Source organism: Stenotrophomonas sp. 82F1, from assembly GCF_056861525.1.
This window is the reverse complement of sequence record NZ_JBSPUD010000035.1, coordinates 15,943-29,234: the sequence shown is the minus strand read 5'-3', so window position 1 is coordinate 29,234 and position 13,292 is coordinate 15,943. Positions and strand designations below refer to the sequence as shown.

General features: G+C 65.5%; 9 protein-coding genes and 1 pseudogene. 4 read left to right on the top strand and 6 right to left on the bottom strand.

Features of this window, described 5'->3' with window-relative positions; translation table 11 throughout:
• Positions 1 to 241: pseudogene (locus AC13GI_RS21095) on the top strand (IS110 family transposase); the annotation flags it as partial.
• Between the two features lie 111 nt (positions 242 to 352).
• Here AC13GI_RS21095 and mntR read toward each other — a convergent pair.
• Positions 353 to 817, bottom strand: a complete 465-nt coding sequence (gene mntR / locus AC13GI_RS21090) for a manganese-binding transcriptional regulator MntR (RefSeq protein WP_089235893.1) — start codon at positions 815 to 817, stop codon at positions 353 to 355.
• Between the two features lie 116 nt (positions 818 to 933).
• Here mntR and AC13GI_RS21085 point away from each other — a divergent pair, with 116 nt between their 5' ends.
• On the top strand, positions 934 to 2,265 hold the full coding sequence (locus tag AC13GI_RS21085; RefSeq protein ID WP_482997264.1) for an Nramp family divalent metal transporter: 1,332 nt from the start codon (positions 934 to 936) through the stop codon (positions 2,263 to 2,265).
• Positions 2,266 to 2,446: 181 nt separating this feature from the next.
• Here the strand turns inward: AC13GI_RS21085 and AC13GI_RS21080 are convergent, their stop codons facing one another.
• The 4 genes from AC13GI_RS21080 to AC13GI_RS21065 all read right to left on the bottom strand — a co-directional run bounded on the left by AC13GI_RS21080 (position 2,447) and on the right by AC13GI_RS21065 (position 6,716).
• Positions 2,447 to 2,773 (bottom strand): thioredoxin family protein, encoded by a 327-nt coding sequence (locus AC13GI_RS21080; RefSeq protein WP_482997263.1) that lies wholly within the window; start codon positions 2,771 to 2,773, stop codon positions 2,447 to 2,449.
• Positions 2,745 to 3,212, bottom strand: coding sequence for a flavodoxin (locus AC13GI_RS21075; RefSeq protein WP_380657579.1), 468 nt, complete (start codon positions 3,210 to 3,212; stop codon positions 2,745 to 2,747). Before AC13GI_RS21075 ends, AC13GI_RS21080 begins: the two co-directional genes overlap by 29 nt.
• Positions 3,213 to 3,237: 25 nt before the next feature.
• Positions 3,238 to 4,278, bottom strand: coding sequence for a ribonucleotide-diphosphate reductase subunit beta (locus AC13GI_RS21070; protein ID WP_025878567.1), 1,041 nt, complete (start codon positions 4,276 to 4,278; stop codon positions 3,238 to 3,240).
• 110 nt (positions 4,279 to 4,388) lie between these two features.
• Complete coding sequence (locus tag AC13GI_RS21065) at positions 4,389 to 6,716, bottom strand: ribonucleoside-diphosphate reductase subunit alpha (protein WP_482997265.1); 2,328 nt, start codon at positions 6,714 to 6,716, stop codon at positions 4,389 to 4,391.
• Between the two features lie 481 nt (positions 6,717 to 7,197).
• Here AC13GI_RS21065 and AC13GI_RS21060 point away from each other — a divergent pair, with 481 nt between their 5' ends.
• Both AC13GI_RS21060 and AC13GI_RS21055 read left to right on the top strand, forming a co-directional pair.
• Positions 7,198 to 8,175 carry a zinc-binding dehydrogenase gene (locus AC13GI_RS21060; protein WP_482997262.1) on the top strand — a complete coding sequence of 326 codons (978 nt, stop codon included), beginning with the start codon at positions 7,198 to 7,200 and terminating at the stop codon, positions 8,173 to 8,175.
• A gap of 222 nt (positions 8,176 to 8,397) precedes the next feature.
• Positions 8,398 to 11,019: a TonB-dependent receptor gene (locus AC13GI_RS21055; protein WP_482997261.1), complete on the top strand. Its 2,622-nt coding sequence runs from the start codon at positions 8,398 to 8,400 to the stop codon at positions 11,017 to 11,019.
• 168 nt (positions 11,020 to 11,187) lie between these two features.
• On the opposite strand, the gene betT is transcribed toward AC13GI_RS21055, so the two are convergent.
• Positions 11,188 to 13,167: a choline BCCT transporter BetT gene (gene betT / locus AC13GI_RS21050; RefSeq protein WP_099818721.1), complete on the bottom strand. Its 1,980-nt coding sequence runs from the start codon at positions 13,165 to 13,167 to the stop codon at positions 11,188 to 11,190.
• Between the last annotated feature and the right edge of the window lie 125 nt (positions 13,168 to 13,292).

Below are 13,292 nucleotides of genomic sequence, written 5' to 3'. Positions count from 1 at the left end.
GTCCAAGCGTGGCAACGCCAGCCTGCGCCAGATCCTCTACATGGCTGCCATGGGCCTGACCCGATCGAAAGGCGGCAAACCCCTTTACACGGCCATCCGCGAACGCGGCCACAGCAGTACCGCCAGCTTCAACATCCTGGCCAGAAAGCTGGCCAAGATCGCCTGGGGCGTCTTCAAGAGCGGTCGGGACTTTGATCCAGCCATGCTGAAAGTGGGTCAAGCCTGCTTCCAGCAGGCTTGACCACAAACATAGGATCTCGGCTCTACAGAAAGCAGATTCCGCGAGTAGATCCACGCCATGCGTGGATGCACTCATTCCATACCGCGCGAACAGCAGTAAAGGAACCGCGACTCAGCCGCCCTCGGCCTTGCGCACGAATTCGTCGAACAGGGCCAGTGTCTGTTCGCTGACATGGTGCTCGATGCCTTCGGCATCACGCCGCGCGGTATCCGGGTCCACGCCCAGCGCCAGCAGGAACCGTTCCACGGTCTGGTGGCGCTGGCGGCTGGCGTGGGCCAACGCCTCGCCCTCGGGGGTCAGGAACACGCCGCGGTATGGGCGCTGCACCACCCAGCCGTCACGGGCCAGCCGTCGCAGCATCTTCGCCACCGTCGGCTGGGCCACGCCCAGGCGGGTGGCGATGTCGACCTGGCGGGCCTCACCGCCATCGGCCAACAGGTCGGAGATCAGCTCGACATAGTCCTCCACCAGTTCCATCCGGTGTGCCTCGCGCACTTGCCGGAAGCTCTCGACCTGGCGCTCGGCCTCGATCAAGGGGGTGCTTTTCAGCGATGTCGAATCGTCCGTCTTGCCCACGCGTGTGCCTGTCCTGCAGTTGTCATCGGGTGCGAACCTGAATTCTGGACCAGTGACGCAGTAAAGACGATTGTTTTACATTGCTATGCGATATAGCAGTGGCTATATTGGCAGCCATGAACACCGTCGCACCCACCGATTCTGCGGCCTCCAACCCGGCCAGCCTGGGTGCGCTCAACGCGTCGATAGCCGTACCCGACAAAGGTCATTGGTGGTTCCGGCTGCTGGCCTTCCTTGGCCCGGGCTACATGGTGTCGGTCGGTTACATGGACCCGGGCAACTGGGCCACCGATCTGGCCGGCGGCTCGCGCTTCGGCTATCTGCTGCTGTCGGTCATCCTGATCTCCAACCTGATGGCGGTGATCCTGCAGGCGTTGTCGGCACGGCTGGGCATCGCCACCGGCATGGACCTGGCGCAGGCCTGCCGTGCGCGCTACCCCAAGCCGGTGAACCTGGCGCTGTGGGCGCTGTGCGAAGCGGCAATCATCGCCTGCGACCTAGCCGAAGTGATCGGTACGGCCATTGCCTTGAAACTGTTGTTCGATCTGCCGCTGCTGTGGGGCGCGGTGATCGCCGCGCTGGACACGCTGCTGGTACTGCTGCTGATGAACCGCGGTTTCCGTGCGCTGGAAGCCTTCGTGATCGCGCTGCTGCTGGTGATCTTCGCTTGCTTCATGGTGCAGATCGCGCTGGCCGCGCCGCCGGTGATGCAGGTGCTGGGCGGTTTCATTCCGCGCACGCAGGTGGTCACTGATCCGCATGCGCTGTACATCGCCATCGGCATCATCGGGGCCACGGTGATGCCGCACAACCTGTACCTGCATTCGTCCATCGTGCAGACCCGCGCCTATCCACGCACCGATGAAGGCCGTCGCAGCGCGCTGCGCTGGGCCGTCACCGACAGCACCGTTGCCTTGACCCTGGCACTGTTCATCAACGCCAGCATCCTGATCCTGGCGGCGTCGGTGTTCCATGCCAATGGCCGCTTCGATGTGGAAGACATCGAGCAGGCGCACCAGTTACTGGCACCGATGCTGGGCGTGGGCCTGGCCTCGACATTGTTCGCCGTGGCGCTGCTCGCGTCCGGCCTGAACTCGACGGTGACGGCGACACTGGCCGGGCAGATCGTGATGGAGGGGTTCCTGCGCCTGCGCCTGCCGCCGTGGCTGCGGCGCTTGATCACCCGCGCGCTGGCCATCATCCCGGTGGTGGTGGTGATCATGCTGTTCGGCGACCAGGGCGCGGTGAAGCTGCTGGTACTGAGCCAGGTAGTGCTGTCGATGCAGCTTCCGTTCGCGATCATTCCGCTGGTACGGATCGTGACCGACAAGATGACGATGGGCGCGCTGGTGGCGCCGCGCTGGCTGGGCAGCATCGCCTGGGTGATCGCGCTGGTGATCGTGGTGCTGAACGTGAAGCTGCTGGTGGACACGTTCGCTGGCGGTTGATCCGCGCGCCCGGGGTCGGATCCCTTGCCACAGGCAAGGGCTCTGACCCCAGTAGATCCACGCCATGCGTGGATGCCCGTGTAGATCCGGATCGCGCGAAATGCCGCCGGGCATGGCCCGGCGCTACCGATGGCGACCTGCAGTAGATCCACGCCGTGCGTGGATGCGGCAATGTCAGGCGCTACAGGAACTCCGCAATCGCCGCTTCGATCTGCTGCGGCGACTGGAAGCCCGGCATGCGCATGCGTTCGTCACCGTCCAGGAACAGCGACAGCGTGGGGGTCTGTCGCAGCCCCAATTCGTGGAAGAACGCCTCACCCACCACTTCCAGCTGCACCCGCAGCAGGGTCGTGCCCTGCCCTGCAGTGCCGCTGGCCACCCGCTGCAGCGACATGTCCAGCATCCGGCAACCCGGGCACCGGTCCTTGTGGAAGTCCACCAGCACGCGCGGATGGTCGGCCAGCAACTGCTGGAACTGCTCAGGCGTGGTGGCGTCGATGATCTGCATCGGTGGTACTCCAGTAATGAGCCAGGACCGCGTCGGTCCAACGGTTGATGGCCGTGGCATGCCGCCGGCCATGGGGCATCTGTTCGATCTCCAGCGGCGGATAGCCGCTGTGGAAATAGCGGATCAGCCGGTGCACCGCACCGCAGTAATACTCCTGCCCCCACTGCGTTTCGCCGGTACCGAACACCGCCACCTGGCGCGGCCGCTGGCCGCGTTCGGCGATGCCGGCCACCCAGGCCTTCATCTCCGACGGCGTGCGCCCGGCGTTGTCGGTCCAGCAGCCCAGCAGCACCAGGTCGGCCTCGTCCACCGGCAGCGGCGGGCACTGGCGCAGGTCGTCGGCGTCCTGCCAGTGCACGGCGTGGCCTGCGGCCCGGCAACGCTCGGCGATGTGGCGGCCGAGCTCGCGGGTGTTGCCACTGAGCGACGCCACCACGATCAGGATGCGCAGCGCCGGGCCGCGCTCAGAGGTCGTCGAAGCCGTTGTCGACGTTGGTCTTCTTGTAACTTGCATTGCGCATCTCGAAGAAGTCGGTCTTGGTCTCGGTGAAGTTGTCGGCGTAGGCCTTGATCCACGGCATCACGTTGTCGGTGGTGTCGCTGTACAGGCGCTCGATGCCGAGCATGCCGGCCATCTTGTTGGCGCGGTACTTCACGTAGCGCACCATCTCGTCCACGTCGATGCCGTCGATGCCGTCCAGCACTTCCGCCGACCATTGTGTTTCCAGTTCGATGGCATGTTCGAACGACTGGTGCACGTAGGCGGTCAGCTCGTTGGTCTGCAGCTCCGGGTTCTCGCCGATGATGGCGCGGATCAGCTCGCTGATGAACTTGGTGTGGGCCAGTTCGTCACGGTTGATGAAGCTGATGATCTTGCCGGTGCCGTTCATGCGGTTCTGCCGCACCATGTTGTAGAAGTACGCGAAACCGGAATAGAAGTTGATGCCTTCCAGGATCGAGGACTGGATCAGCGACTTCAGCAGGGTTTCGGCGGTCTTCTCGCGCATGAAATCGTCGTACGCCCCCATGATCGGCGCGTTGCGCTTGATGATGGTCGGGTGGGTGCGGGCGATCTCGAAGATGCGGTTCTGGTTCGGCAGGTCGGTGATCGAAGCCAGCACGTAGCTGTAGCTCTCGTTGTGGATCACTTCCTGCTGGCCGATGATCGCCGCGTTGGCGTGCGCGGCCGGGTCGGTGATGTACTCGGCGACGTTGTAGATGAAACGCGTCTGCGGCGAATCAAGAGTAGCCAGCAGGCCAATGATGGAATCGTAGGCGTTCTTCTCGCGCGCGTTGAGCTCGCCGTACTGGCGTGCATCCACCTTCATGTCCACCTCATCAGGGATCCAGAAGTTGGTCGACAGCTCCTTGTAGGCGCGATAGAACGACGGGTACGGGATGTCGTTCCAGTTCAGGATGCCGCTGGTGCGGCCGTTGATGATGCCGGTGCTGCGGTTGGGGTGGCGCGGTTCGAGGATCTTGATGCGGTCGAGGGGGGTTGCCATGGTCTTCTGCCTTCGTATTGCATGCGTTGCGGATGTAGAGCCGAGCCCATGCTCGGCTGCTCTTCGCGCCAGAGCCGAGCAAGGGCTCGGCTCTACAGGGGGCGCGTCGATCAGCTCGAGCACCACTCGCATTCGCTGATGTCGATGTCGTTGGAGCGCACGTAGTAGGTGGTCTTCAACCCTTCCCGCCAGGCACTCAGGTGCAGCTCCAGCAACGTGCTGGCGCGGATCGTGCTCGGCACGTAGAGGTTGAAGCTGATCGACTGGTCGACATGGCGCTGGCGGCGCGCGTTCTGCCGCACGCTGGCGAACTGGTCGACCTTGTAGGCGCCCTTCTCGTAGTACGGCCAGGTTTCCAGCGACAGCCCGGGCGCAGCCACCGGCCGCCGGAAGTCCTTCTTTTCCTCGTAGTAGAACGCGCTGTAGATCGGATCGATCGACGCGGTGGAACCGGCTATCTGTGCGGTGCTCATGTTCGGTGCCACTGCCAGCAGCCAGCCGTTGCGCAGGCCGTTGCTCGCCACCTCGCGTGCAAGACTGTCCCAGGCCGCGCCGCTGTAATCACGGTCACGGAAATAGTTGCCGTTGTGCCAGTCGCTGCCGGCGAACATCGGGTAGCTGCCCTTCTCCCTGGCCAACTGCGCGCTGGCCTGGATGGTCAGGAAGTTGATGCGCTCGAACAGGCGATCGGACAGCTCCTCGGCCTCGGGCGATTCCCAGTGGATCGCCTGCTGTGCCAGCAGGTGGTGCCAGCCGAACGTGCCCAGGCCGATGGCGCGGTACTTGTGGTTGGTGATGGTGGCCTGCGGCACCGGCAGTGCATTGAGATCGATTACGTTGTCGAGCATGCGCACCTGGATCGGAATCAACCGCTCCAGCACATCCGTGGCCAGCAGATCCTCGGGGGCGGTGATGGCGCGGCCGAGGTTGATCGATGACAGGTTGCAGACCACGAAGTCACCGGCACGACGGGTGGTGACGATCTGGTCGCCGCTGACGATCTCCTGGATCATCCGCGTCGGGCTCATGTTCTGCAGGATCTCGGTGCACAGGTTGCTGGAATAGACCATGCCCGCGTGCTTGTTCGGGTTCTTCCGGTTCACTTCGTCGCGGTAGAACAGGAACGGATTGCCGGTTTCCAGCTGGCTGAGCATGATCCGCTTGAACAGGTCGATCGCCTTCACCGTGCGGCGGCTGATGCGCTCGTCGGCGACCAGTTCGGCGTAGCGGTCGCGGAAGCTGCCCTGCCCGCGCTTCTCGTCGTAGAAGTCCTGCAGGTACCAGCCCTTGGCCTGCTTCACCTCGTGCGGATCGAACAGGTACCAGTCGGCCCGGCGCTCGACCGCCTCCATGAACAGATCGGGCACGCAGATGGCGGTGAACACATCGTGCGCGCGCAGGCGCTGGTCGCCGTTGTTCAGGCGCAGGTCCATGAAGGCTTCGATGTCGCGATGCCAGATGTCCAGGTACACCGCCACCGCACCCTTGCGCTGGCCGAGCTGATCGACCGACACCGCGGTGTTGTTGAGCTGCTTGATCCACGGCACGACGCCGCCGGATGAGTTGGGCACGCCGCGGATCGGCGCGCCACTGCTGCGCACGTACCCCAGGTACGCACCCACACCGCCGCCGTGCTTGGACACGCGGGCAATATCGGTGTTGGAGTCATAGATGCCCTGCAGGCTGTCATCGACGGTATCGATGAAGCAGCTCGACAGCTGACCACCGACCTTGCCGGCGTTGGCCAGGGTCGGCGTGGCCACCGTCATGTACAGGTTGGACAGTGCCCAGTACGCCTCGCCCACCAGCTGCATGCGCCGCACACGGCCGCTCTCACCCGGCCCGCCCTCGTTCTGCATCAGGTACAGGGCGATGGTCAGCCAGCGCTCCTGCGGCAACTCATACACCTCGCGGCTGCGGTCGGTGGCCAGATAGCGCGTGGCCAGCAGGTACAGGCCGTTGTAGGCGAACAGACGATCGCGCTCGGGATCGATCATCTCACCGGCCTGCTGCAGCTCTTCCTTCGAATAGCAGCGCAGGATGTCGTTGCTGTAGACACCGCGGTCGGCGAGGCTTTCCTGCAGGCCCACGAAGGAGCCGTACTTCAGGCTGACGTCGTAGAAGCGGTTGCGGCTGGCGCGCTTGTACAGCCGGCGCAGGTACAGGCGTGCGGCAAACTGTTCCCATTCGGGCGCGACAAGATCGACGCGCGATTCTGCTTCGCGGATCAGCAGGTCCACCAGATCATCGGCACTGATGCTGGGCTTGCGCTCGACCATCGCCAGCACCACGCGGCAGTAGTCGGTCACATCCAGCTGTGGCAGCTCGGCATGGATCGTGTCGATGCTGCGCAGCAGGCGTGCCGCATCGTAGGGCAGGCGACGATTGCCGGCTTCCTTGGTAATCCAGGTCGGCACGCGCTCGCCGCTGGCGCGCATGGCGTCGCCCGCGCCGGCCAGGTCGGCCACGCGGAAGGTACTGTCGGTCATGGTGGTGGAACTCCAGGCTCGTACGCGCGTCGGCGCCCGATGCCATGGCGGCCCTGCACGCGATACCGGCGCGCGGGGCGAACGGGTGAAGTGCCAGGGTGCAGGAACGTAGGTCGTCGGCATCTGCCTGCGCCTGCGGCCGGTATCCGGGCCGTGGGGGCGACCTGCGTCCGCACGATGGCGGCCGCGTCGACACGGCAAGCCTTCAGGGGCGGGCCGCGGGACGTTTGCTGCATGTCCGGCGGCGGCGGCTGACCGGGAGTGACGGCCACAACATAGTGGGGATGCACTGAGCCGTCAACACAAGATGCAGTAATCACGTCATGTCGCGACCATCGGTCGCAGGATGCCGTGTTGCACCGCCATCACCTTGTTGACGCCGCACACGTCCCCAGTTCGGTAACACATCAACTTTTACGGAACACCGCTCATGCGCGCTGCCCAGTACTCCTCCTTCGGCGACCCGGCCGACGTCCTTGCCGTTGCCGACGCCGCACTGCCCGACCCCGGCCCCGGCGAGGTGCGCATCCGCACCGTGCTGGCCTCGATCCACAACCACGACCTGCTGACCGTGCGTGGCCTGTACGGCTACAAGCCGACGTTGCCGGCGATCGGTGGCAGCGAAGCACTGGGCGTGGTCGATGCGCTCGGCGAGGGCGTCGATGGCCTGCAGATCGGCCAGCGTGTTGCCGCCGCCTCGGTGCACGGCACCTGGGCCGAAGCGTTCATCGCGCCGGCGCGCATGGTGATCCCGATGCCGGAATCGATCCCCGACGAGATGGCCGCACAGCTGATCGCGATGCCGTTGAGCGCGCTGATGCTGCTGGAGTTCCTGCGCGTCGAGCCGGGCCAGTGGGTCGTGCAGAACACCGCCAACGGTGCCGTCGGCAAGTCGCTGGCGATGCTGGCAAAGGCGCGCGGTGTGCACGTGGCCAACCTGGTGCGCAACGCGGAAGCGGTGGCGCAGCTGCAGGCGCTCGACATCGATCACGTGTTCGATACCTCGGTGGACGGCTGGAAGGACCGCGTGCGCGAAGCCACCGGCGAAGCACAGGCAGCGGCTGCGGTCGATTCCATCGGTGGCGATGCCAGCGGCGACCTGGTCGACCTGCTCGGTCACCACGGCACCCTGGTCTCGTTCGGCGTGATGAGCGGCGAGCCGATGCGCATTCCCGCCGGTGGCCTGATCTACAAGGAAGCCACGGTGAAGGGCTTCTGGGGCAGCAAGGTCAGCCAGGCGATGGCGGTGGAAGACAAGCGTCGGCTGGTCGGCGAGCTGCTGAGGCGCGCAGCGGGCGGTGAGCTGACCTTGCCGGTGGAGCGGATCTTCGATCTGGACGACATCGCCCAGGCCGCAAAGGCCGGTGCTGGCTCGGGTCGCAATGGCAAGGTACTGCTGCGCGCCTGATGCCCTCCGGGTCGGATCCCTTTCCGCCAGGAAAGGGCTCTGACCCGTCAGGAGCGTGCGGACCAACGGTCCGCACCCACCGGAGCACAGGCCACTCCCCCAAGGGCGCTGACTTTCGTTAAGAACCTGTGATGTATAACTGAATGCGCTTTCGTCATTGGAAGGCGCACGGACCCGCGTGCGGTACTGACGACTCCTCCCCCGTTTGGCGTAGTCGCTTCCATGCATCGCACCACCCTGCTTTCCAGCGCGGTCGCGCTGGCCCTCGTCGCCGGCACTGCCGGCGCCGCTGAAATCGCCGACACCGGCAAGGACAGCACCACCCTCGGCACCGTGCTGGTGACCGGCTCGAACATCAAGCGCAGCGACACCGCCGGCCCCAACCCGGTGCAGATCGTCACCCGCGAGCAGATCCTGCAGACCGGCCGCTCCACCCTTACCGACGTGCTGCGCAACCTGTCGGCCAACGCCGGCAACAGCTTCGACGAACAGTACACCGGCAGCTTCGCTGCAGGCTCGGCGTCGATCGGCCTGCGCGGCCTGTCGCCGAAGAACACGCTGGTGCTGGTCAATGGCTACCGCGTGGCCAACTTCGGCTTCGCGCTCAACACCCAGGACACCTTCGTCGACCTCAACGCGCTGCCGATCAGCGCGGTCGAGCGCATCGAAGTGCTCAAGGATGGCGCCTCGGCGGTGTACGGCTCGGACGCCATCGCCGGTGTCATCAACATCATCCTGCGCCGTGATTTCCAGGGCGTGGAAGTTGGCGGTGGCTTCGGCACCGCCACCCACGGCGGTTTGAACGAGCGCAAGGCCAACCTGCTGGCCGGCTTCGGTGACCTCGAGCAGCAGGGCTGGAACGTGCTGTTCGGGCTGGACCTGCTCAAGCGCGACCGCCTCGATGCTGACCAGCGCGCGTACACCCGCGACGGCGATTTCCGCGACAAGCCCGGTGGCCGCCTCGCCGGCTGGTCCACGGCCGGTGGCAACTGGCTGTCCAATCCACGTGCGCCGCAGCCGTTCTCGCCCTGCCCCGATGGCAGCGAGCTGCGTCCCTACAGTGACTTCGGCAGCACCCTGCCCGGCCAGGCCTGCGCCTTCAACGCGCAGCCATTCAAGACCCTGCAGCCCGGCGCCGAGCGCCTGCAGGCCTCACTGAGCGCGACCTACCGCTTCAACGACAGCGTCGAAGCCTTCGCTGATGTGCTGTACAGCCACAACAAGGCCGACCAGATCTTCAGTGCGCCGCTGACGGTCGGCCCAGGCCTGCGTGCCTACAATCCCGCCACCGGTACGTTGACCGATATCGCCGCGGTGCTGCCGGTCGGCCATCCGAACAATCCGGGCAGCGCGCCGCTGCCGTTCGAATACACCTTCTTCGATCTCGGCCCGCGCCTGAAGGACAACACCCAGGTGTTCCACCGCGCCCTGGCCGGCGTGCGTGGCACCGGCGAACGCTGGGACTGGGAAGTGGCCGCACTGACCTCGCAGAGCGCGCAGCGCGAGTACGTGGACAACTTCGTGGACCGCTACGCCTTCCAGCAGATCCTGCGCGATGGCAGCTACAACTTCCTCGACCCGTCCAGCACGCCGGGCGCACTGGACGATCTGCGCCTGCAGACCAAACGTCCAGGCTGGTACAAGCTGCACTCGCTCAACATCAAGGCATCGACCTCGTTGTGGGAACTGCCGGCCGGTGCGATCGGCTTTGCCTGGGGCGCGGAATTCCGCAAGGAATCGCTGGACGCGCGCACCAGTGCGCAGGTGCTGTCCGGTACCGAGCTGCGCCCGGCGATCAACATCGTCGACGGCGAACGCCAGGTCAGTGCGGCCTATGCCGAGTTCAGCGTGCCGCTGCATCGCACGCTGGAACTACAGGTGGCCGGTCGCGGTGACCACTACGATGATTTCGGCAAGGCGTTCTCGCCGAAGTTCGCGCTGCGCTGGCAGCCGCTGGACAGCCTGCTGCTGCGCGGCTCGTTCTCGCGTGGCTTCCGTGCACCGTCGCTGCCGGAGATCGCACCGGGGCAGACCATCAGCTACGGTTCGGTGGTCGATCCGTACGATCCGCTGCAGCCCGGCGGCAGCCGTGGCGTGACCAACCTGCGCACCGGCAATCCGGACCTGAAGGCCGAACGCTCGCGCAACCTCAATGTCGGTGCCGTGTGGTCACCCGATGCCGATTCCAGCATCGGCCTGGACTGGTACCGCATCGAGCAGGACAACCTGGTCAAGCCGGACAGCGCGCAGTTCATCGTCAACAACCCGGACCTGTTCCCCGGCCGCGTGCAGCGCGATGCACAGGGCCGCATCCAGATCATCACCAACCAGTACGCCAACCAGGGCGAGCTGACCACCTCGGGCATCGACCTGGAAGCCAACCGTACCTTCCGCACCGATGGCTGGGGCAACTTCACCGTGGCCGGCAGCTGGACCCACCTGCTCAGCTTCAAGCAGCCGCTGGTGGCTGGACAGGCGCCGTATGACGGTGCCGGCAACAACCGCCATGGCGCCCTTCCACGCACGCGCGGTACCACTTCGTTGAACTGGGCGGTAGGTGACTGGAGCAGCACGCTGAGCCTGCAGTACGTGAGCGGCTATGACCAGCGCGTGGCCACCGCCACCAGCAATCCGGGCCTGCGCGACAAGGTCAAGCCCTACCATCAGCTGGACCTGTACGTGGCCTACGAGGGCATTCCGCAGACCACGCTGTCACTGTCGGTGCTGAACCTGACCGACAAGGATCCGCCGTTCGATCCGGCCGGCGGCTCCAGCGGCTTCGACATCAGCCAGTACAACCTGCGCGGTCAGTTCGTTTCGCTGGGCGCGCGCTACCGGTTCTGATTGCCGCTGTAGAGCCGAGCCCACGCTCGGCGCTTCCCTCGGAGCCGAGCGGGGGCGCGGCTCTACAGGGGGGGGGGGGGCCGCGCCCCCCGGGGGCCGCGGCCGCGCGGCCCGGCGGGGCGTCCGCCTCTACTGGGGGGTGCGGACCAACGGTCCGCACCCACCACATCAACGGCTCAGGTGCAGGAACTGCAGGTGCCGTTCGTACTGGCTGATGATGTCGTTGATGATCTGCTTGCGGTTGTAGCCGACCAGGTCGTAATCCTGGCTGCCCTCGTACAGATGTACTTCGGCGCGGTAGTAGCGCTGGTTGCGCAGCTGCTGCGCGGCGAAAGACGGAGTCAGGTAGCCACTGAGGATCACCCGGTACAGGAAGTCCTGCTGCTCGCCGTGGTTGACCGACAGCTCCATGTCGCCCGCTTCGAAGCGCGTCTGCACGTCCCAGCCCTGCTCACCCAGCTGCTCGGCCACCGCCTCCATCGCCGGCTTCACCGTGTCGTCCATGAAGCGGTACACCTGGTCGCGAACCGGGAAGTTCATGGCCTGGGTCAGGCGCTGGCGCCAGCCCTGGTGGTGGCGATCATCGCCGATCAGCGGCGATGGCCTGAACTGCTGCGCGCGCTTGCGGTGCGACTCGTCACTGAAGGCACGGGTCAGGCCCCACATCATCAACAGCAGCACCGCCGAGAACGGCAACGAGGCCAGCACCACCGCGGATTTCAGCGCATCGATGCTGCCCGCCAGCAGCAGGCCGGCAGTCAGCACCGCGATCACCGTGCCCCAGAACACACGCAGCCAGCGTGGGCCATCGTCCTCCGGCGCACCACCATGCGAGGACAGCGTGGACAGCACCACCGCTCCGGAATCGGCCGACGTCACGAAGAAGATGAAGCTGACCAGCACGGTCACCCCGATCACCGCCTTGCTCCACGGGTAGCCATCCAGCAACGCATACAGCACCGTCGGTGGATCATCCACCGCCAGCTGCGCCAACTGCTGCTGGCCATGGTGCAGCACCTGGTCCAGCGCGCTGTTGCCGAAGATCGACAGCCACGCCAGGGTGAAACCCAGCGGAATCAGCAGCACGCCGAACACGAATTCGCGGATGGTGCGGCCGCGCGAGATGCGCGCGATGAACAGGCCGACGAACGGCGCCCAGCCGATCCACCAGGCCCAGTAGAACACCGTCCAGCCGCCCAGCCATTCCGGCCGGCCACCATAGGCGTACACGTCGAAACTCTTGCCCACCACGCTGCCCAGGTAATCGCCCAGGTTCTGCATCAGCGTGCTGAGCAGGTACTGGGTGGGGCCGGCGCAGAGCATGAACAGCACCAGCGCGATCGCCAGCAGCATGTTGATGTTGGCCATCCAGCGCACGCCCTTCTCCACCCCGGACACGGCCACCGCGACGGCCGCGCCCATCATCGCCACCACCAGCAGGATCTGCACCAGGTTGGAGTGCGGCACATTGAACAGATGCGACAGGCCGGCGTTGAGATGCAGCACGCCGAAGCCCATGTCCGCGCCGATGCCGAACACCGTGGCGACGATGCCCAAGGCATCGACGGTGTAGCCGATCGGGCCGTTGATGCGCTTGCCGATCAGCGGATACAGCGCCGAGCGCAGCGCCAACGGCAGGTTGTGCCGATAGGCGAAATAGGCCATCGCCATTGCCGCCAGCGCGAATACGCCCCAGCCATGCAGGCCCCAGTGCAGGAACAGCAGCTGCATGGCCTGGCGCGCACCGGCCTCGCCCGCTGCGCCATCACCCTGCGGCGGCTGCAGGTAGTGGGTCAGCGGTTCGGAAACGCAGAAGAAGAACAGGGTGATGCTGATGCCTGCAGCGAACAGCATGCCGGCCCAGGAGAGATAGCTGAATTCCGGTTCGTCATGGTCGGCACCGAGCTTGATGCCGCCGTACTTGGACAACGCCACGCCGACCACGAACACCAGGTACAGGGTCATCGCCAGCAGGTAGTACCAGCCGACGTTGAGTGCGGCCCAGTCCTGCGCCTTGACCAGCAGGCGACCGGCGCCGAGCGGAAACAGGCTGACGAACAGTGCGAAGGCAACGACGACGATCGCCGCGAAGGCGAAGACGGGCCGCAGGGTTCGCACCGGCTGATGTTGAGGCTCCAGTGCTTCCATGGGCAGCCATCTCCGGATCGATCAGAAAGTAAGCCGGCGGATTCTGGATGAACCGCAGTGGACACAGGATGAAGTCGTGGCACCGCGCAGGCATGATCGGCCGGTATTCCGTGCTACGCGCGCGC